Raw genomic sequence first — 19,790 nt, 5'->3', positions numbered from 1 at the left:
AGGCTCCCTCGACAGTGCCGCGCGGAAGGGTTAGGCCTGCTTGCGCATGAAGCTCGTCATCGGCAATCGCTCCTATTCCAGCTGGTCCCTGCGCGGCTGGCTTTCTGCGCGCCAATCCGGCCTCGCGTTCGAAACGCTGGTGATCCCGCTCTATGGCGAGAACTGGGAAGAGACCAAGTGCGCCGTGCCCGAACTCGCCCCAGCGGCAGGCAAGGTGCCGGTGCTGTGGGACGGCGATGCCGTCGTTTGGGATAGCCTCGCGATCCTCGAATACCTTGCCGACAAGGTCGGGCGCGATCGCTACTGGCCCAAGGCCGATGATGCCCGCGCCATGGCTCGCGCGATGGTGGCGGAGATGCATTCGGGTTTCGCCGCGCTCCGCGCCGAACTGCCGTTCAACTTGCGCATGGATCCCTTCGAAAAGCCCCTGAGCGATGCGGTCCGCGCCGATGCCACCCGCATCCTCACGCTCTGGGCGCAGGCCCGCGCCCGGTTCGGGCAGGGCGGCCCGTACCTGTTTGGCACGTTCGGCGCGGCGGACATCGCCTTCGCGCCGGTCGTGGTGCGGCTGCGCCAGTATGGCGTGCCCGTGCCGGGCTTTGCCGCCGCCTACATGGACGCGGTGTGGGAGCACGAGTGGCTCGAAGCCTGGCGCGCTGCCGCTGCCGAGGAGCCATGGTCGATCCCGCGCTTCGATGCAGCGGCACCAGGCTGAGCAGTGCTTCCCTCCTGCGCCGCGCTCGGTTAACTGCAGATCATGACCGTTTCTTCCGATGTCCTTGCCCGCACCGCCGCACTGATCGAGGCACCCAGCATTACCCCCGCCACCGGCGCGGTGTTTGATGTGCTCGAAGCCATGCTCGCTCCGCTGGGCTTTGCGGTGCACCGCTTCCTCGCGGGCGAGCCACCCGAAGGCCCGGTCGAGAACCTTTTTGCGATCCGCCAAGGCCCGGCAGGCTCGCGCCATTTCGCCTTCGCCGGCCACCTCGATGTCGTGCCCCCGGGCGAAGGCTGGTCGAGCGCGCCGTTCTTGGCGGACCTGCGCGATGTGCCCGGCGGCACGATGCTCTACGGCCGCGGCGCGGTCGACATGAAGGGCGCGATCGCGGCGATGGTCTGCGCGGTGGAGCAGATCCCCGCCGAGGCCGGCACGGTGAGCTTCATCATCACTGGCGATGAGGAAGGCCCCGCGAAATACGGCACCGTCCCGCTGATCGCGCACATGCGCGAGATCGGCGCGATCCCCGATTTCTGCCTGGTGGGGGAGCCGACATCGGTTCACCGGCTGGGTGACATGGTCAAGATCGGCCGGCGCGGCTCGGTCAATGTGTGGCTCACTGCCAAGGGCGCGCAGGGCCATGTCGCCTACCCGCACCTTGCGGATAATCCGATCCCCCGCCTTGTTGCGCTGCTTGCGGAACTCGATGCGCTGGTGCTCGATGAAGGCAGCGCGTGGTTTCAGGCTTCGAACCTCGAGATCACCGATCTCGAAGTCGGCAACCGCGCTACCAACGTGATCCCGGCAGAAGCCCGCGCGCGCCTCTCGATCCGCTACAACGATCACCACACCGGGCAGGCATTGGTCGACCGCGTGACCGAAATCGCGGCCAAGCACCGCACCGAGGTGCGCGCCACCCTGCATGGCGAGGCCTTCATAACGCTGCCCGGCGCGCAATCGGCGCTAGTCGCCGCGGCTGTGGAGGCTGAAACAGGCCTCAGTCCGGAGCTTTCCACCACCGGCGGCACCTCCGACGCCCGCTTCCTGCGGGCGCTGTGCCCGGTGATCGAATTTGGCCTCACCAACGCCACGATGCACAAGACCGACGAAGCGGTGGCGGTGGAGGACTTGCACTTGCTGACACGGATTTACCGGCGGATTGCAGAGACCACTCTAGCGGGCTGAGGCGCGACCTGCAGAGCACGGGGGCCCGCAGGACTGCAATTCCGGACACATCTTGCGTTGACCTGCGTTCCGGCGCTGCTACCGACGCTGTGTCAAACATTCAGACCGGGGGGCTGGTGATAACTGTTACACCGATCGAACGGCGCATGCGCATGATGCGCAAGGTCGCCAGCGTCCTCTATCCGCGACCCGTGCCCGCGCTCGATACGCTCAATGGGCATGCCCGGCTCAAGCGATGGCTTAGCAGCGAGAATGCCCCGGTGTTCGAGCACCGGTTCCAGCTTTATGACCACGTCAAGGCCACCTGCCTCGGCAATGAACCGATCAATTATCTCGAATTCGGCGTGCATCAGGGCGAATCCTTTCGCCGCTGGCTGCAGATCGAAACGCATCCTGAGAGCCATTTCGCGGGGTTTGATACGTTCAGCGGACTGCCGGTGGAATGGAACAAGCATCGTCCGGCGGGCCATTTCAACGTCGATGGTCAGATCCCGGTCGTCAACGACGACCGGGCGAGCTTCCATGCCGGGCTGTTTCAGGAAACTCTGCCGGGGTTCCTGAAAACTTTCGTCAGCGACAAGCGGCTGGTCGTCCACAACGACAGCGATCTCTATTCCTCGACGCACTACACACTGGCCATGCTGAACAATCTGCTGGTGCCCGGCAGCGTGATCATCTTTGACGAGTTCGCCAGCCCGATGCACGAATTCCGCGCCTGGAACGATTATTGCGGCGCCTTCATGCGCAAGGCCAGGCTGATCGGAACCTCCGGCCCCTATGCGGAGCAGGCAGCGTTCCAGTTCCTCTGAGCGTTCTGGTCAGCGCGCTTTCCTGAGCACGATATAGACCGCACCGTCCCCGCCATGGCGCGGCTGGGCGGGGCGGACCGAGGCGATGCGCCCGGCGTGGGGGCTCGCCGCCAGCCAGTCGAGCAGCTTGGCACGGATCGCCCCGCGCTTCTCGCCTCTCAAGTCGTTCTCCGGCACCGGGCGGTGCTTGCCCGCGATCAGCAGGATCACCCGAGCGCCCATCGCCAGCGCCTGTGCGATGCCGCCGTTCAGCCGGTCGTGCGCCATCGCAAGGGTCAGGCCGTGGAGATCGATCGTCACATCAGGCTGGATGGGCCCGCGCCCCAGCTTGCGGTCCCAGCTCGAATCGAGCCCGCCAGCAGTGAGCGGACGCACCGGGTTTGCCACCGGCACCGGCTCGGGCTTCGGCGGCGGGATGCGGCCTTTTACGCGCTTGGGGGGTGGAGGAAGGGGCTCACTTGGCGCGACAACTACGGGAGCGGTTGCTGGCCGCCTGGGGTGCAGCGGGGTCACCGTCGCGGCGACCCTCCGCCACAAGGCGGCTTCTTCCGGGCTGAGCCCGCGCGGGGGCGCCCTCATTGTCCGTTCAGCCGGGCCAGCGTGCCCTTGGGCAGCAGGATCAGCGCCTGCCCTTGCGCGCGCATCCCGCCTGCGATGGTGCGCGCCTCGGCACCGGCGCCCCAGAAGCTGTCGAAGCGGTTGGGGCCCTTGATCGCACCGCCGGTATCCTGCGCCACCCAGAGTCCACTGATATTCTTGCCGCTGATCCCGCCATCACCCTGCAACCACACTGGCGCGCCGAGCGGCACGAAAGCCGGGTCTGCCGCCAGTGTCGTGCGCGGGGCAATCGGCACGCCGAGCGCGCCCACCGTGTCTGGCCCCGTCCGTTCGCGGAAGAACACATAGCTCTGGTTCTGCCGCATCAGTGCGCTGCCCTCCACCGGATGCTCGTGGATGTAGCGCAGGATGCCCTGCATCGAACCGGGATACTGGCCCGGTCCGCTGCCGATCAGCCCCTGCGCGCGCATCACGCTGCCGATCCCGGTGTAGGGATAGCCGTTCTGCCCCGCGAAGCCGAGCCGCACGACCGTTCCGTCGGGCGCGCGCAGGCGTCCCGAACCTTGCACCTGCAGGAAGAACAGTTCGGCGCGGTCCGCCACCCAGCCGATCTCCAGCCCCCGGCCGGCCAGCGCGCCGTTCTCGATAGCGGTGCGGTCGAAGTAGGGGGCGAAGCGCCCCGTTTCGTCATAGCGGCCCAAAGGCTGGCTGCCATCGGGCTGGGGCGGCGCATCACCCGGCCTTGCGCGCACCAGATCGGGGGGAAGGGCATAGACCGGCACGTCGAAGCCCGGCTGGCGCACGCGCACCCCGGCGATCTCCGGCTCGTAATAGCCCGTGACCAGCGCTTCGCCGCGCGCGACGGTTGCCGTCTCGAAATAGCGGCTGAAAAAGCCCCGCGCATCCTCCGGTGGCCAGCCCGCCGCAGCAGCGCAAGCGGGGGTCCAATCCTCCGGGCGGGTCAGCCCGCTCGCGTCGGTGCGGCGTGTCAGGCGCGGGCAGCTCGTGACGAAAGCGGCAAGCGCCGCGCGGGCGTTGGAATCGCTGAAGCCCAACCCGGCCGGCGTTGGTCCCGGGCGCGTGCCGACCAGCGCGGCATTCGGTGCGGTGGGCGGCACCGGGGGCACCGGCGCGCCTTGCGGAATCAGCGGAATGCAGCCGGAAAGGAAAGCGGTCGCGAAAACGGCAAGCCAGGCCAGCTTGCCGGCCCGTCTTGCCCGCCATACCGCCACGTTGGGTCAGCCTTCGTCGGTCTCGTCGACAATCCAGTCTGGATCGCGCGAGGTGATATCGCGTGAGAAGGTCCAAACATCGCGGGTTTCGATCGCATCGTCGAGCGAACCTGCCACGACTGCGCCGTTCGCATCGCGGGTGACCGAGGCCACGTCGGCGACGAAGCTGACCGAGATACGCGCACGCGGCGCAGCATAGCTGGCATCGACGATGCGCGCTTCCTCGATTCGGATCAGCTTGGCGGTCACCGATTCACCGGCAGCGCTGCGCGCGTCGATCGCAGCGGCAAAACCGTCGAACACGTCGCTGTCACACAGCTGCGAAAGCTCTTCCTTGTCGCCGCGCCAGAAGGCTTCGAGCACCATGCCATAGGCACCGCGCGCGCCTGCCAGAAACTGGCCGACATCGAAGCGGCGGTCCGCCGCGACAATCGCGCGGATGCCTGTTTCGGCGCGGGAATCGAGCTGGTTGTCCTGCGGCAGCGGCAGAGTGCGGGGCGCGCCGGTGGTCTTTTCCGGCAGGCGCGGCGCCAGGGTGCGCGGTGCGCTGGCCGGATCGGGCTGCTCCACGCGGCGGCGGAGCGGCTCATCGTTCTGCTCGGGCCGGCGGCCAAGAACGGCATAGAGTCGCAGGCCCAGGAATGCTGCGATCATCGCGAGAATCACAATTTCAACAATCACAAGGCCATATCCTGCTTGATCAGGGCGGTGGCCGGGCCTGCGGGTCCCGGTCGCCGCCAACACTTCATCGTGCCCTATGTGGTTACGAAATACAAATGAACAACGCGTGGACGGCACCCGGATTGGCCTCCTGAGGCAGTTTTTCGCCTGCCTCAAGGTGCACTCCGTCGCAACCGACGTTCCCGACCCTGCCGCGCAAGCGCGATTGCCCCGTTCGGCGGCAGGTGCTAGTCGCCCGCCAAACTGCGCTTAACCGTTTCAACTCATTCGCATGAAAGCACGATCATGGCCGAAGAAGGCGATATCATCACCCCGCTCGATCTCGACACGTCTGGCCCCGTTCCCAACGGCGAGGATACCAGCCCCGCGATCGGCCTGATCTCGCAGTACATCAAGGATCTCTCGGTCGAGAACCCGAACGCGCCGGACAGCTATCAGTGGGCCGAAGCCCCGGAAGTCTCGATCGATTTCAACATCGGCGCCCGCCCGCTGGGCCCCGATGTGCACGAGATCGAGATGAAGATCACCGCCACTTCGAAGACGTCGCAGGGCACCCAGTACGCGGTCGAGCTGCTCTATGGCGCGCTGATCGGCATGCGTAACGTGACCGACGAGCAGGCCCATCCGTTCCTCTTCGCCGAGGGTCCGCGCCTCGTATTCCCCTTCGCCCGCCGCATCATCGCCGATGCCGTGCGCGATGCAGGCTACCCGCCGCTGCTGCTCGAACCGATCGACTTCAACGGCCTCTACCTGCAGCAGCTTCAGGCCCGTCAGGCCGAGGAACTGGCCGCCGGCACAGCCGGGCAGGCCTGATCCGGGCGCTTTCATGGCCAATCCAGCCATGAAGCAAATCCCATGAGCCTTTGGCCATGAACCTGCTGAAGGCGACCGGCACGATCGGCGGGCTCACGCTCGCCAGCCGCGTGCTCGGCCTGGTGCGCGATAGCCTGTTTGCCCGCTATGTGGGCGCAGGCTTCGCGTCCGATGCGTTCCTTGTCGCCTTCCGCCTGCCCAACATGTTCCGCGCCCTCTTTGCGGAAGGGGCGTTTGCCTCCGCGTTCATCCCGATGTTCAACCGCAAGGTGGGTGATCCGGACGGGCAGGGCCTGCCCGACGGACTCGATTTCGCCGAGCGCGCGCTGGCCGTTCTGCTGCCTGTCCTCGTGGTGATGACGGCACTGCTCGAAATCTTTGCCTGGCCCGTCACGCTGGTGCTTTCGGGCCAGTTCAACGGGGTCAGCGCCGATCAGTTTGCGTTCGCGGTCGCGCTGTCGCGGATGACGATCCCCTACCTGATGCTGATCAGCCTCGTCTCGCTGTGCGGGGGCATTCTCAATTCGCTGAACAAGTTCTGGGTCAACGCCGCCGCGCCGATCCTGCTCAACCTGACGCTGATTGCCGCGCTGCTGCTGTTCCATTCGGCCGATCCGATGATCACCGCGCGCAATCAGGCCATCGGCGTTTCGGTTTCAGGCGCCTTCCAGCTCCTGTGGCTCATCTGGGCCTGCCGCCGCGCCGGGGTCAGCCTGCGGCTGCGCGTGCCCCGGCTCGATGCCGATGTGAAGCGGCTGATGGCGCTGATCTGGCCCGCTGCCGCCGGTGCCGGCGCGGTGCAGATCAACCTCGTCATTTCCACCGCGCTCGCCGCCTCGCTCCTCGCGCATGGCTCGGTGACCTATATCTACATGGCGGACCGGCTGAACCAGCTTCCGCTCGGGCTGATCGGCATCGGCCTTGGCACCGTGCTGCTCCCCACGATCTCGCGCCAACTCGGCGGCGGGGATGAGGCGGCCGCGATGGAAACCCAGAACCGCGGGCTTGAGCTCGCGCTGCTGCTCACGCTCCCCGCCACGGTCGCGCTGGTGCTCTGCGGGGAACCGATTGCCGCCGCGCTGTTCGGCTATGGCCGCTTCACGCCGCAGGATGCGCACTTCACCGCGCAGGCGCTCGCCGCCTTTTCGATCGGGCTGCCCAGCTACATCCTCGTGAAAGTGCTCACCCCCGGCTACTATGCGCGGCAGGATACCGTCACCCCGGTGCGCTACGCCACGATCTCGATGGGCGTGAACCTCGCGCTCAATCTGGCGCTGATCGTGCCGCTGCAGCATGTCGGCCCGCCGCTGGCGACCGCGATTGCCTCCACCGTCAACGTCGCGATGCTCTATCGCACGCTGGTCGCACGCGGGCAGTTCACCACCGATGCGCGCCTCAAGCGCCGCGTGCCGCGCCTCGCGCTGGCCGCGCTCGCCATGGGCGTGGTGCTCTGGGCGGGGCAGGGCCAGCTGATGCCTTATGTCCACGGCACCTGGTTCGTCCGCTTTCTGACGCTCGCCGTGCTGGTCTCGGCGGGCGGCCTCGTCTATGGGCTCAGCGCCATCCTGCTGGGCGCGTTCTCGCGGGATGATCTCAAACTGCTCCTGCGGCGCAGGGGCAAGGCCAACTAACAGCGAGCTACCCACATGCGTATCGTCTCGGGCATCCAGCCCACCGGCAATCTTCACCTCGGCAACTATCTGGGCGCGATCCGGAACTGGGTGGCGATGCAGGACGAATGGACCGCGAAGGGGGGCGAGTGCCTCTATTTCCTCGCCGATCTCCACGCGATCTCGATGCCGCATGATCCCGCTGCGTTGACTGCGGGCACGCGCGAAATGGTCGCCGCGCTGGTGGCTTGCGGGATCGATCCCGCGCGCTCGATCGTGTTCAACCAGACGCAGGTTCCCGCGCACGCCGAGCTGCAATGGCTGCTGACGGGCACCGCGCGGATGGGCTGGCTGAACCGCATGACGCAGTGGAAGGACAAGGCCGGCAAGAACCGCGAAGGCGCTTCTGTTGCCCTGTTCACGTATCCGGTGCTGCAGGCGGCGGACGTGCTGCTCTATCAGGCGACCCACGTGCCGGTGGGCGAGGACCAGAAGCAGCACCTCGAGCTCGCGCGCGACATCGCGCAGAAGTTCAACAACGACTTCGCGTCTGAAGACGCGCCTGTCTTCACCCTGCCAGAGCCGATCATCCCGCCCGAAGCCGCGCGGATCATGAGCCTGCGCGATGGCAGCGCCAAGATGTCGAAGTCCGATCCTTCGGACATGAGCCGCATCAACCTGACGGACGATGCCGACGCGATCATGCAGAAGGTGCGCAAGGCCAAGACCGATCCCGAGCCGCTGCCGGGCGAGATGGACGGCCTCAAGGAGCGCCCCGAAGCGGCCAACCTTGTCGGCATCTATGCCGCGATGGCGGGGATCAGCCAGGCCGAAGTGCTGGCGCAGTTCGCCGGGCAGGGCTTCGGCGCGTTCAAGCCCGCGCTGGGAGAGCTGCTGGTCGAAAAGCTCGCCCCGATCACCGCGCGCTACCGCGAGCTGCGCACCGATACCGCCGCGCTAGATGCGATTCTGGCTGATGGGGCCCGGCGCGCTCGCACGCTCGCCGAGCCCACTCTGGCACGCGCTTATGCTGCGCTTGGCCTGCTCAGGGGTTAAACAACCTTGCTGTGTTGATGGGGTGATGCGGGGGTGTAACAAATTGCATCACATTGCCGCGCAAGGTCCGAAATGGCCCGGAAACACGGGGTTTTTGCCTCATCGTTCAACCAGCATTCAGCACCTGACGCGCATCCAATTCCCATGCTACCAATGCGCCGGTGCTGGCTGACAGGGGAGCCGGTCCCGCACCAAGGAGTCGCTGGAAATGAACCTTAATCCCATGCGCAATCGCTTCGCCATGCTGGCAGCGCCCCTGCTGCTTTCGCTTGGCGCGTGCGCCACGCCATTCAATGCCAATGTCTCGCGCTTCCAGGCCGAGCTGCCCGCACCCGCCGGCCAGAGCTTCGCGATCGTTCCGCAGGATCCGCGCAATGCCGGCGGCCTCGAATTTTCGCAGTACGCCAGCCTCGTCGCCGCGCAGCTGCAGAAGGTGGGCTATGTGCCCGCCACCAGCCCACAGGCCGCCGATCTCGTTGTCCAGTTTGACTACGGCGTCGACAAGGGCCGCGATAAGCTGCGCACCAGCGGCATCGGCGATCCCTATTGGGGCGGCTGGTACGGTCCGGGCTGGGGCCCGGGCTTTGGTGGTTGGGGCGGCTGGGGTGGCGGCTGGGGCCGCCGCGGTTTCGGCGGGCCCTGGGGCTACGGGATGTATGATCCGTTCTTCTTCGGCGGTGCCGGCGGGTTCAACAACGTCGATGTGGTGACGTTGTACACCAGCGGCATCGACATGAAGATCGACCGCCGTGCCGATGGCAAGCGTCTGTTCGAAGGCAAGGCAGAGGCTGCCTCCACGTCGAACCGCCTGCCCTACCTCGTGCCCAATCTGGTCGAGGCGATGTTCACCGGCTTCCCCGGCCATAACGGCGAGACGGTGAAGATCTCGATCGCACCGGAAAAGAAGAAGAAGACCTGAACGAGGTCCGGTTCGGCTCAGCCGGGTAGCGCCGCAAGGCCCCCGGTCGAGCCGAACCCGCCCGCGCCGCGCGCGGTCTCGTCCAGCGTGTCGACTTCGAGCCAGCTTGCCTGCGTGACCGGTGCCAGCACCAGTTGCGCCACGCGGTCCCCCCGGCGGATCGAGAATGTCTCCGCCCCCAGGTTGATCATGATCACCTTGAGCTCGCCGCGGTAGTCGCTGTCGATCGTGCCCGGCGTGTTCGGCACGGTAACGCCGTGCTTCAGCGCCAGCCCCGAACGCGGGCGCACCTGAATTTCGAAGCCCTCGGGGATGGCCATCGCGAGCCCCGTCGCCACCGCATGGCGCGCGCCGGGCGCGATATCGACATCTTCTGCCGAAACGACATCCATGCCTGCCGCCCCGGCTGTGGCATAGGCGGGCAGCGGCAGATCATCGTTGCCGGGCAGGCGCTTGACCATCACGGGAACAGGGTCAGGCAAGCTCATCGGCAATCCTTTCAACCAGCGCGGCGGCCACCGCGTCCTTGGGCATTTCCGGAAGGCTCTCCACCCCGTCGGCGCGCACGATGTGCACTGCGTTGAGGTGGCCGCCCATCACATCGCCCGAAACATCGTTCGCCACGATCCAGTCCGCGCCTTTCCTGATGAGCTTGGCCTGCGCGTGCGGCACCACGTTCTCGGTCTCGGCAGCAAAGCCAACCAGCAGACGCGGGCGATCGGGCGAAGCGCCCAGCCGCGCGAGAATGTCGGGGTTCTCGGTCAGGTTCAGCGGCGGGATCACGCCCGAACCGTCCTTCTTGAGCTTCTGATCCGCCTCGGTCGCAACCCGCCAGTCCGCCACGGCCGCGACCATGATTGCAGCATCGGCGGGCAGCGCCTCGGCCACCGCAGCCGCCATGTCGCGCGCGCACTCGACATCCACGCGTGTTACCCCGGGCGGCGTCGGCAAGGTCACCGGGCCTGCCACCAGCGTCACCCGCGCCCCGGCGCGCGCGGCAGCAGCGGCAATCGCGAAACCCTGCTTTCCGCTCGAACGGTTGGCGATATAGCGCACCGGATCGATCGGCTCGTGCGTCGGCCCTGCGGTCACCAGCACATGCTTGCCCGCCAGCGGCCCGGTCGGGCTTCCGCCGAGCTTTGCGGCAATCGCTGCGAGGATTGCGGGCGGCTCGGGCAGGCGTCCGGGGCCGAATTCACCGCAGGCCATCGGCCCTTCGTCGGGGGGCATCACTTCGATCCCGTCCGCGCGCAGCGTCGCCACGTTGCGCCGGGTCGCGGGATGATCCCACATCCGCACGTTCATCGCGGGCACGGCGAGGACCGGCTTGTCGGTCGCGAGCAGCAAGGTCGTCGCGAGATCATCCGCGATCCCCGCCGCCATCTTGGCCATCAGGTCCGCCGTCGCCGGGCAGACGACCACGAGATCGGCCTGCCGCGAAAGCTGGATGTGGCCCATCTTCGCTTCGGCATCCAGATCCCACAGCGTCGTGTGCACGGCGTTCTCGCTCAGCGCGGCGAGCGTCATCGGGGTGACGAACTGGCTCCCGCCCTTGGTCAGCACGCAAGTGACGGCGCCGCCCTCGCGCCGGATCAGGCGCACGAGTTCGCTGGCCTTGTAGGCCGCAATGCCGCCGCCGATGATGAGGAGGATGCGCTTGCCCTGCATGGCCGCGCTTGTGCATTGGCGCGCCGCGCCGCGCAATGGTTTTGCTTGCACCGCCCTTGCGTCCGCGTCCGGGCTGGCCCACGCTGAAACAAACATAAGGAAAACCTGCCGATGCGCCTGATCCTGACCGCCCTGATCTTCCTCGTCGGGATGTTCGACCTCTCGATGGCCGGTTCGTTCCTGCTCACCCCGCAATCGACGGCCTCAGGCCCGGTCTTCGGCCTCGCGCCCATCGGCATCGCCGGACTATCGACCATTCGCGGCGACATGACCTCGTTCTTTGCCGTCGGCGCGGTGTGCATGATGTGGGGTGCGTGGCGGCGCAATGCCGATCTGCTGCTTGTCCCAGCGATGCTGTTCGGCACGACACTCTTCGGCCGCGCGGTCAATCTGGCCGTGGTCGGCGCCTATCCCGGCTGGGCCATGCCGATGGCGGTCGAGGCAGGCCATGTCGTCCTGGCGCTCGCGGCGTGGCGCCTGCTGCCGCACCACAAGATTGCCGAGATCGCCGGCTAGGCGGCGACCGCACTGGCCGCGCGCCGCTTGCCCGCCAGCTTCAGCACCAGACGCTGCGCCGGCCGTTCAACCCAGCGGTGCGAGGCAAAGCCCGCCAGCACGCTCGTGCCCACGAAGAACAGCAGGAAAACCGGCTGCCGCGCGATGCCGCGCGATCCCAGCGCCCAATCGATCAGGAGCACCAGTGCCAGCTGGATCGGGAAGTGCCACAGATAGACCCCGTAGGACGCGTCGCCGAGGTGCCTTGCCACCGCCAGCCGGTCACCGCGGTCGGCGGTGTCGATCGCCAGCACGGCAAGCAGCGCGGCAAACGTGCCCGCCAAAGTTGCCGCATCGCCCCAGTGCAGTTTCAGCCCCAGCCACAGCGCCGCGAGGGCCAGCAGCGCCGCCAGCGCGGCGAGCACGCCCGTGCGCAGCCCGCCCTTGAGCGCCGCGCCATAGACCGCCGCTCCGCCGAAGAAATAGCCGATGCACGTGAGCACCGGGCCATCGGGGGCCTTGAGGAAAAACAGCGTAAGCGCCATCGCCGCCGCCGTCAGCGCCAGCACGGTGGGCGACCGGCGCAGCCCCGGCAGCAGCAGCCAGAACGCGGCGTAGGCGAGGATCTCGGTCGATAGCGACCACGACGGTCCGTTGAACGATTGGTCCGCCTGCCAGCCCCAGTAATGCGCCAGCCCAAGGCTGAGCACGAAATGCTTTGCATCCTGATGGTGGTAGATGAACTCGGTGCCATTCACCCCGTTGTAGGCGGCCTGCATCACCGCCACGAGACCCAGCGTCAGCAGATGAAGCGGCCACAGCCGTGCTACCCTTGCCAGCCAGAAACGCCCTCTCGCACCGCTATCAGCCAGATAGACATGCGCGAAGACAAAGCCCGAAACGGCCCAGAAATACTGCACGGCGACGTGGCCATAATCGAACAGCCACCACAGTTCCTGATAGAGCGGCGAGACCTTCGCCCGGTTCACATGGAACTGGTAGTCCACCGGCGGCACGAAGAAATGCTGGTAGTGCCAGAAGAGCACCGCGCAGGCCGCGAGGAGGCGCGAGAGATCGAGCGCATTGAAGTGCCGCTTGGGCAGGCGCAGCCCGGGCAGAGGGGGCGGCTTGCCCACCTCAGCTCCACGGGCCGAGCAGGATCACCCCCGCGCTTGCCGCCGCGCCGACAACCGCCGCCATGACATAGCCCAGCCACTTGAGCCCCCCGCCATCGCTGATCAGTGCGATCGGCGGCAGCGGCGGATCTTCGGGCGCGCCGCCCTTGGGCGGGAAGCGCTCCTCCACCCGGCGCACGAGTTCGGGCAGGCCAAACAAGGTCTTCACGTTCTCGCGAATGCGGTCGGCAATCGCAGCCTCTGGCCCCAGTTCGTCACGGATCCAGTCGCGCACGAAAGGCGCGGCGACGTCCCACATGTTGATCGAGGGGTCGAGCTGGGTGGCGATGCCTTCGACCATCACCATGGTCTTCTGCAGCAGCAGCAGGTGCGGCTGGGTCTGCATGTCGAAATCGCGGGTAATCGCGAACAGCCCGTCGAGCATCTGGCCGACTGAAAGCTCGCTCACCGGCTTCCCGCGCATCGGCTCGCCCACCGCACGCAGCGCCGTCGCGAACTCGGCCACCGAATGGTAGCTCGGCACGTATTGCGCCTCGAAATGGATCTCGGCGACGCGGGTATAGTTGCCGGTCGTCAGGCCATAGAGGATCTCGGCCAGCCACTGCCGCGCGCGCCGGTCGATGCGGCCCATGATGCCGAAGTCGATCGCAGTGATCGTGCCATCGGCTTCGATGAACAGGTTCCCCTGGTGCATGTCCGCGTGGAAGAAACCGCCGCTGATCGCCTGCCGCAGGAACGCGATCACCAGCCGTCCGGCCAGTTCCTTGCGGTTGTGGCCGGCGGCATCGATGGCATCGTTGTCGCTGATCTTGATGCCGTCGATCCAGTCGAGCGTCATCACCCGGCCATTGGTGCGGTCCCAATCGATGTTCGGCACGCGGTAGCCGGGGAAGGCATGCATCTGCTCGGCAAGCTCCGAGGCCGAGGCTGCTTCGCGGCGCAAGTCCAGCTCGCGCATGGTCCAGCGCTTGAAGTTGGCGATGACCATGCGCGGGCGCAGTCGCGAGGCCTCGCCGCCCACCGCCTCGAGATGCGCCGCTGCCCATTCGTAGGTCGCGATATCCGCGGCAAACTTCTCGCGCACGCCCGGGCGCAGCACCTTGACCGCAACCTTGCGGCCATCGGTCGTCACCGCGCGGTGCACCTGCGCCACCGAAGCCGCGCCGACGGGTTCTACCTCGAACTCGGCAAACAGCGATTCGAGCGGGCGCTCGAAGCTCGTTTCGATCTCGCGGCGGATCAGCGCGAAATCGACAGGAGGCAGCTTGTCCTGCAGCTTGAGGAGGTTTTCCGCCGGCCCCGGCCCCACCAGATCGGGCCGCGTCGCCAGTGTCTGCCCCAGCTTGATCGCCGCCGGGCCGATTGCGCGGAAGGCCCCTGCGTAGTCGCGATCCCGCCCTTTGCCGGTCAGCGAAATCCAGCGCGCGAGCTTCACCAGCCGCCGCACCGGCGCGGGCGTGTTGGCGTCGTTCTCGATGCCGATCAGCGCGCCGTGCCGGGCAAGCGTGATGCCCCAGCCGAGCAGGCGGCGAATATGCGTGATGTGCCGGGTCAAAGTGCTGGACCTAGATCTTCCAGCCCGAATGGATCGCAACGACCCCGCCCAGAATCGCCTCGACCTTGGTGTGGCGGAAGCCGGCTGCGCGGATCATGCCTTCAAATTCGCGCATCTTGGGAAAACGGCGGATCGATTCGATCAGGTAGCGGTAGGAATCCGCGTCGCCGGCGATCATCTGGCCCAGCTGCGGCACCACCTTGTGCGAATAGAGGTCGTAGACCTCGGCAAAGCCCGGCCATTCGGTGGTCGAGAATTCGAGCACGAAGAACCGCCCGCCCGGCTTGAGCACGCGGTGCGCTTCGGCCAGTGCCTTGTCGATCCGGGTCACGTTGCGGATGCCGAAGGCGATTGTGTAGGCGTTGAATTCGCGGTCGCCGAAGGTCAGCTCCTCCGCATTCTGGCGCGACCATGTGAGGCCCTGAATGCCCTGCTTTTCCGCGCGCTCGATGCCGACATCGAGCATGTCCTGGTTGATGTCCGAAACCGTGATGGCCGCGCCATGCCGCGCCATCCGGAAGGCGATGTCGCCCGTGCCGCCCGCCATGTCGAGGATCGTCTCGCCCTCGCGCGGCTTCACCCGGCGCACGAAGCGGTCCTTCCACAGCCGGTGCATCCCCGCCGACATGGCGTCGTTCATCCGGTCGTAGTTCTTCGCGACGGAGGAAAACACCGCGCCAACGCGCTCGGTCTTCTCTTGCGGGGTCACCTCCTCATAGCCGAAGGAGACGGTTTCGGGCTCGGCAGCAGTTGCGTCAGTCATACCCCGCGCCTTTACGTGGGAATTGCCGCGACCGCAAAGCCTGTTAGGTGCAAAGCACGATGCCCGAATTACCCGAAGTCGAAACCACCGTTCGCGGCCTTGCCCATGTCCTCGATGGACAGGTCATCGCACGCATCGAGACCCGCCGTGCAGACTTGCGCCGCCCGTTTCCGCCAGATCTCGTGCAGGCGCTGACAGGTGCCCGCATCACGGGCCTCTCGCGGCGCGCCAAGTATGGCCTGATCCATGTGGACCGCGGGCAGACCATGGTCTTCCACCTCGGCATGAGCGGGCGCTGGCGAATCGATCCCGAGGAGATCGGCAAGCACGACCATCTGGTGATGCAGACCGGGCCAGATTTAGCTGGAAGACGGCGCACCCTCGCGCTCAACGATGCGCGCCGCTTCGGCTCGGTCGATCTGGTCGATACCGCCGCGCTGGAACAATGGCCGCAGTTCGCCGCAATGGGCCCGGAGCCGCTCGGCCCCGGCCTCACCACCGGCCACCTCTCCAAGGCCTTCGCTGGCCGCTTCGCCGCGGTGAAGCTGCTTCTGCTCGATCAGCAGATCGTCGCGGGGCTCGGCAATATCTACGTCTGCGAGGCGCTCCACCGCGCGAAAATCCACCCGGAGCGCGAAGCGGGCAAAGTCAGCCGCGCCGCGCTAAGCCGCCTTGTGCCCGAAATCCGAGCGGTGCTTGAGGAAGCGATTCGCGCCGGCGGCTCCACCTTGCGCGATTATGTGCGCCCCGATGGCGAACTTGGCTATTTCGCCAAGGACTGGCGCGTCTACGGGCGGGAAGGCGAGCCGTGCCACTGCGGCAAACCGGTCAGCCGCGTGGTGCAGGGGGGGCGCTCGACGTTCTTTTGCGGCCACTGCCAGCGGCTCTGACAGGTTCTGTTCATGTCGGATCAGCTTCCACATTGAACTCGGCGCGTCGTCTGATTAGCGTCGAGTAACGTCAGCGCACCCGCCTTGCCGGGATGCGCTCTTTTTGTCCGCATAGCGCGGCAATATGCAGGAGTGTGGCTTGACCATCGCGGTGATTTTGGCCGGCGGCCTTGGTACGCGGCTCGGTGAGGAAACATCGGTTCGCCCGAAACCGATGGTTGAAGTTGGCGGTATGCCGATCCTTTGGCACATCATGAAGATCTATTCCGCGCACGGCGTGAATGATTTCGTGATCTGCCTGGGTTACAAGGGCTATATCATCAAGGAGTACTTCGCGAACTACTTCCTGCATATGGCCGACGTGACGCTGGATCTCACGAAGAACAGCATGGAAGTGCACCAGAACTGGAGCGAGCCGTGGCGGATCACGCTGGTCGAAACCGGGGCTGACACGATGACGGGCGGCCGCCTCAAGGCGGTGCGGTCCTATCTGAAGGAAGGCGAACCCTTCTGCTTCACCTATGGCGATGGCGTCGCCACGGTCGACATCACCGCGCTGCTCGATTTCCACAAGGCGCACGGCAAGCGCGCCACCATCACCGCTGTCACGCCGCCGGGCCGCTTCGGTGCGCTCGAGATCGAGGGCGATTTGGTGCGCAGCTTTCAGGAAAAGCCCGCCGGCGATGGCAACATGATCAACGGCGGCTTCTTCATCGCCGACCCTTCCGTGATCGATCTGATCGAGGGACCGGCGACGATCTGGGAGCGCGAACCGCTGGAGCAGCTTGCCGCTTCGGGCGATCTGGCCGCCTGGCGCCATGAAGGCTTCTGGCAGCCGATGGATACCCTGCGCGACAAGCTCTACCTCGAAAAGCTGTGGGAGGAAGGCGCGCCGTGGAAAATCTGGTGAGCCCAAATCTGGTTAGCCCAAATCTGGTGAGCGAGGCCTTTTGGCGCGGACGGCGCGTTTTTCTCACCGGGCACACCGGGTTCAAGGGCAGCTGGCTGGCGCTCTGGCTCCATGCGATGGGCGCGAAAGTCACCGGCTTTGCGCTGCCCGCCGAACCGGTCAGCCTGTTCAACCAGGCCCGCATCGGTGAACTGGTCACGCACATCGAAGGCGATATCCGCGATCTTGCGGCGGTCGAGGCCGCAATGCAGGCCGCCGGGCCGTCGGTCGTGCTGCATCTCGCCGCGCAGCCGCTGGTCCGCAAGTCCTATGTCGAGCCGGTCGAAACCTATGCGACCAATGTGCAGGGCACGGTCCACGTGCTCGATGCCTGCCGCCGCACTGCCGGGCTGGAGGCCATCGTCTGCGTCACCAGCGACAAGTGCTACGAGAACCGCGAATGGGTCTGGCCCTACCGCGAGGACGATCCGATGGGCGGATACGATCCCTACTCGAGCAGCAAGGGCGCGGCAGAACTGGTCGCGGCCGCCTATCGCCGCAGCTATTTCAGCAAGGCGCCCGGGCCGCGGCTGGCCACGGTCCGCGCCGGCAACGTGATCGGCGGGGGAGACTGGGCGGAAGACCGGCTCGTGCCCGATATCGTCCGCGCGCTGCTCGGCGGCCATGCGCCGCAGATCCGCGCCCCCCGGTCGGTGCGGCCCTGGCAGCATGTACTGGAGGCGCTGAGCGGCTATCTCCTCGTCGCCCAGCGTCTGGCGCAGGGGGATGCCGGGATCGACAGCGGCTGGAACTTCGGCCCCGCCGAAAGCGACGCCCGCCCCGTCTCGTGGATTGCCGACCGGCTGATTTCGGCATGGTCGGGCACTGCACCGGGTGCGGGTTGGCAGGACGTTTCCGGCGGTGAGGCCGTGCACGAAGCCCGCCTGCTGCGGCTCGATTGCTCGAAGGCGCGCGCCGATCTCGGCTGGCGCACGGCGCTTACGCTGCACGACGCGCTGGGCATGATCGTCGATTGGCACAAGGCCGTCGGCGCGGGTGAGGATGCGCGCGCGGTCACGCAGGCGCAGTTGCAGGACTACCGGGGGCGCTGCGTCGCGCTCAGCTGATTGCTTGGTGTCTGGTTCGCCGTCGGCTGGTCCAGCGCCACGACATGCGTGGTCCAGCCGCCGATGCGGCCCGGGACGGTGGCGAAGGTTGCCACGATCCGTCCCCGGCCCAGCAAGGCACGATAGGCGGCATATTCCTCCGGGAAGGTGCCGCGCTCCGCCGCGTAGCGGTCGTATTGCGTGATGATGGCGTAGTCGGCGCGGCAGGTGCCGCGCTTGTCGGGCGCAACGGTGCCATAGTCGATGTTGGAACGGCCGCCGCGCCCGGCGTCCACGGTGTCATACTGCACCTTGCCGCCCAGATAGGCGCGCACGTCCACACAGCCCACTGTGCCGAACGGAAAGATCAGGTGCCATGGCTGGGGCAGGATATCGAAGGCGAAGTGCTCCACCAGCACGGTGCTGCCGGGCGGGATATGCGCTTTGGCCCAACTGGTGGCGAGCTGCCGCGCATCGGTCTGGCGCTCGATCTTGCGGGTCGTCATGGCCATCGCGGGCTGGATCAGCGCTGCTGCCAGCAGGGCGAATCCGCCAAGGCGCAAGGCTGGCGTCTTCTCGATTCGCGCCATCAGCTGGGCCCAGCCCAGCCCCATCGCAATCGCCAGCAGCGGGATGAGCGGCAGGACCCAGCGTTCCCAGACCAGCGTCTGGCTGCAGATCGTGGCGGCAAAGGCTGCCAGAACGGGCAGTACGATCGCGCCGGCGCGGTGGCGCAGCAGCCACAACCCTCCCCACAGCGCCAGACCGCAGCCGATCACGCCGAGGCCCGAAAGGACTGGTCCGCCGGCATACCAGCCGAGGTTGTAGAGCGGGCTGCCCCCGGTCGCGCCGAGATGATGGCTCTGAGCCTCGCCGTGCAGGTTGTGGACCACGGTGGCGAAATCGAGCGCGATGTAGGGCGAGACGGCAAGGAGCCCGATGACCGTGGCGACCGCACCGGCCGCGAGGTGCGCCGCGATTTGCAGGGGCCGCGTCCGGTCAGTGACAAGCCGCACTGCCGCCGCTCCGATCAGTGCCACTCCGGCTATGCCGGTCGGCCATTTGGTCGCGATCGCCACCCCCAGCCACAGGCCGGAAACCATGTGGTCCCTGAGCCGACCCTGGCGCATCGCGCGCATTGCCGCGCGCAGGCTGAGCAGCATGAAGAAGGTCGCCATGATGTCCGTGCGGATCACCTGCGACCAGGCGACGCTGGCCGGTTCGATGGCGACCAGCGCGGCAGCGGCGAGTCCGGCATGGCGCGCCAGCCCGGCTTGTTCGCGATTGTCACCCAGTTCCTCGCCCAGCCGGAAGGTCTGCCAGACCGTGCCGGCGCCGAAGGCAATCATGGCGAGCCGCCCGGGCAGGATGATCCAGGCCGGATTGGCATAGACCGCGCCGGCAAAGGCCTTGATATCGGCAAACCAGCCCATCGCCCGGCCAAGGCCGAGCACGGTGAGATTGACCAGCGCGAGCACTTCCATGGTGGTCGTGCCGGGATGGCCAAACCAGCCCGGATTAAGGGACAGGCTGCGCAGCATCTTCAGCGCGCCGAGCTCGAAGATCAGTTCATCGGGATCGTTCAGCGCCGGCAGGCCGAAACCGGCACCGTGGATCCGCAGAACCAGCGCCAGACCGACGATGCCCGCGATCGCAAGTGTTACCGAGCGGGAGCGGGGCCAGCTTCGGCCTCGATCAACTGCCATC

At 66.7% G+C, this 19,790-nt stretch carries 20 protein-coding genes; 11 read left to right on the top strand and 9 right to left on the bottom strand.

What is annotated here, in order from left to right:
- The first annotated feature begins 46 nt into the window (after positions 1 to 46).
- From ACODS2_RS08485 to ACODS2_RS08475, 3 genes are all read left to right on the top strand, one after another.
- Positions 47 to 715: a glutathione S-transferase family protein gene (locus ACODS2_RS08485; protein ID WP_488998416.1), complete on the top strand. Its 669-nt coding sequence runs from the start codon at positions 47 to 49 to the stop codon at positions 713 to 715.
- 42 nt (positions 716 to 757) lie between these two features.
- The gene (dapE, locus tag ACODS2_RS08480; RefSeq protein WP_488998415.1) at positions 758 to 1,903 is read left to right on the top strand and encodes a succinyl-diaminopimelate desuccinylase; all 1,146 of its coding nucleotides are present in this window, start codon (positions 758 to 760) and stop codon (positions 1,901 to 1,903) included.
- Positions 1,904 to 1,992: 89 nt separating this feature from the next.
- Positions 1,993 to 2,712 carry a TylF/MycF/NovP-related O-methyltransferase gene (locus ACODS2_RS08475; RefSeq protein WP_488998414.1) on the top strand — a complete coding sequence of 240 codons (720 nt, stop codon included), beginning with the start codon at positions 1,993 to 1,995 and terminating at the stop codon, positions 2,710 to 2,712.
- Between the two features lie 9 nt (positions 2,713 to 2,721).
- Here ACODS2_RS08475 and ACODS2_RS08470 read toward each other — a convergent pair whose 3' ends face one another.
- From ACODS2_RS08470 to ACODS2_RS08460, 3 genes are all read right to left on the bottom strand, one after another.
- Positions 2,722 to 3,099 (bottom strand): Smr/MutS family protein, encoded by a 378-nt coding sequence (locus tag ACODS2_RS08470; RefSeq protein ID WP_488998413.1) that lies wholly within the window; start codon positions 3,097 to 3,099, stop codon positions 2,722 to 2,724.
- A 188-nt stretch (positions 3,100 to 3,287) separates the two neighbouring features.
- The gene (gene mltA, locus ACODS2_RS08465) at positions 3,288 to 4,502 is read right to left on the bottom strand and encodes a murein transglycosylase A (RefSeq protein ID WP_488998412.1); all 1,215 of its coding nucleotides are present in this window, start codon (positions 4,500 to 4,502) and stop codon (positions 3,288 to 3,290) included.
- 6 nt (positions 4,503 to 4,508) lie between these two features.
- Complete coding sequence (locus tag ACODS2_RS08460; RefSeq protein ID WP_488998411.1) at positions 4,509 to 5,183, bottom strand: Tim44/TimA family putative adaptor protein; 675 nt, start codon at positions 5,181 to 5,183, stop codon at positions 4,509 to 4,511.
- A gap of 285 nt (positions 5,184 to 5,468) precedes the next feature.
- On the opposite strand from ACODS2_RS08460, the gene secB reads away from it, so the two are divergent.
- The 4 genes from secB to ACODS2_RS08440 all read left to right on the top strand — a co-directional run bounded on the left by secB (position 5,469) and on the right by ACODS2_RS08440 (position 9,581).
- Complete coding sequence (gene secB / locus ACODS2_RS08455) at positions 5,469 to 5,996, top strand: protein-export chaperone SecB (RefSeq protein ID WP_298165868.1); 528 nt, start codon at positions 5,469 to 5,471, stop codon at positions 5,994 to 5,996.
- Positions 5,997 to 6,052: 56 nt separating this feature from the next.
- Positions 6,053 to 7,627, top strand: a complete 1,575-nt coding sequence (gene murJ / locus ACODS2_RS08450) for a murein biosynthesis integral membrane protein MurJ (RefSeq protein WP_488998410.1) — start codon at positions 6,053 to 6,055, stop codon at positions 7,625 to 7,627.
- 15 nt (positions 7,628 to 7,642) lie between these two features.
- Positions 7,643 to 8,662 carry a tryptophan--tRNA ligase gene (gene trpS / locus ACODS2_RS08445; RefSeq protein WP_488998409.1) on the top strand — a complete coding sequence of 340 codons (1,020 nt, stop codon included), beginning with the start codon at positions 7,643 to 7,645 and terminating at the stop codon, positions 8,660 to 8,662.
- A gap of 208 nt (positions 8,663 to 8,870) precedes the next feature.
- Entirely contained in the window at positions 8,871 to 9,581 is a 711-nt protein-coding gene (locus ACODS2_RS08440) for a DUF4136 domain-containing protein (RefSeq protein ID WP_298165862.1), read from the top strand.
- Positions 9,582 to 9,598: 17 nt separating this feature from the next.
- On the opposite strand, the gene dut is transcribed toward ACODS2_RS08440, so the two are convergent.
- Both dut and coaBC read right to left on the bottom strand, forming a co-directional pair.
- A complete protein-coding gene (gene dut, locus ACODS2_RS08435; protein WP_421836826.1) occupies positions 9,599 to 10,069 on the bottom strand; it encodes a dUTP diphosphatase in 471 nt (156 codons plus the stop codon).
- Positions 10,056 to 11,249, bottom strand: a complete 1,194-nt coding sequence (gene coaBC / locus ACODS2_RS08430) for a bifunctional phosphopantothenoylcysteine decarboxylase/phosphopantothenate--cysteine ligase CoaBC (RefSeq protein ID WP_488998408.1) — start codon at positions 11,247 to 11,249, stop codon at positions 10,056 to 10,058. Before coaBC ends, dut begins: the two co-directional genes overlap by 14 nt.
- A gap of 111 nt (positions 11,250 to 11,360) precedes the next feature.
- Here coaBC and ACODS2_RS08425 point away from each other — a divergent pair, with 111 nt between their 5' ends.
- Entirely contained in the window at positions 11,361 to 11,765 is a 405-nt protein-coding gene (locus ACODS2_RS08425; protein WP_421836828.1) for a hypothetical protein, read from the top strand.
- Here the strand turns inward: ACODS2_RS08425 and ACODS2_RS08420 are convergent.
- The 3 genes from ACODS2_RS08420 to ubiE are packed head-to-tail and all read right to left on the bottom strand — an operon-like array spanning position 11,762 to position 15,198.
- Positions 11,762 to 12,880, bottom strand: coding sequence for an acyltransferase family protein (locus tag ACODS2_RS08420; protein ID WP_488998407.1), 1,119 nt, complete (start codon positions 12,878 to 12,880; stop codon positions 11,762 to 11,764). The genes ACODS2_RS08425 and ACODS2_RS08420 overlap by 4 nt on opposite strands.
- Position 12,881: 1 nt before the next feature.
- Positions 12,882 to 14,435, bottom strand: coding sequence for a 2-polyprenylphenol 6-hydroxylase (ubiB, locus tag ACODS2_RS08415; RefSeq protein ID WP_488998406.1), 1,554 nt, complete (start codon positions 14,433 to 14,435; stop codon positions 12,882 to 12,884).
- A gap of 10 nt (positions 14,436 to 14,445) precedes the next feature.
- Positions 14,446 to 15,198, bottom strand: coding sequence for a bifunctional demethylmenaquinone methyltransferase/2-methoxy-6-polyprenyl-1,4-benzoquinol methylase UbiE (ubiE, locus tag ACODS2_RS08410; RefSeq protein WP_488998405.1), 753 nt, complete (start codon positions 15,196 to 15,198; stop codon positions 14,446 to 14,448).
- A gap of 59 nt (positions 15,199 to 15,257) precedes the next feature.
- Here ubiE and mutM point away from each other — a divergent pair, with 59 nt between their 5' ends.
- From mutM to rfbG, 3 genes are all read left to right on the top strand, one after another.
- Positions 15,258 to 16,088 (top strand): bifunctional DNA-formamidopyrimidine glycosylase/DNA-(apurinic or apyrimidinic site) lyase, encoded by an 831-nt coding sequence (gene mutM, locus ACODS2_RS08405; protein ID WP_488998404.1) that lies wholly within the window; start codon positions 15,258 to 15,260, stop codon positions 16,086 to 16,088.
- 124 nt (positions 16,089 to 16,212) lie between these two features.
- Positions 16,213 to 16,998: a glucose-1-phosphate cytidylyltransferase gene (rfbF, locus tag ACODS2_RS08400; RefSeq protein ID WP_298165848.1), complete on the top strand. Its 786-nt coding sequence runs from the start codon at positions 16,213 to 16,215 to the stop codon at positions 16,996 to 16,998.
- Between the two features lie 26 nt (positions 16,999 to 17,024).
- Positions 17,025 to 18,104 carry a CDP-glucose 4,6-dehydratase gene (rfbG, locus tag ACODS2_RS08395; protein WP_488998403.1) on the top strand — a complete coding sequence of 360 codons (1,080 nt, stop codon included), beginning with the start codon at positions 17,025 to 17,027 and terminating at the stop codon, positions 18,102 to 18,104.
- Here rfbG and ACODS2_RS08390 read toward each other — a convergent pair.
- A complete protein-coding gene (locus ACODS2_RS08390) occupies positions 18,074 to 19,789 on the bottom strand; it encodes an ArnT family glycosyltransferase (protein WP_488998402.1) in 1,716 nt (571 codons plus the stop codon). The two genes, rfbG and ACODS2_RS08390, sit on opposite strands and share 31 nt — an antisense overlap.
- Between the last annotated feature and the right edge of the window lies 1 nt (position 19,790).

Source organism: Novosphingobium sp. FG137, from assembly GCF_057809735.1.
Note: the sequence above shows the minus strand (reverse complement) of the source record. Positions and strands in the feature narration are given on the sequence as shown.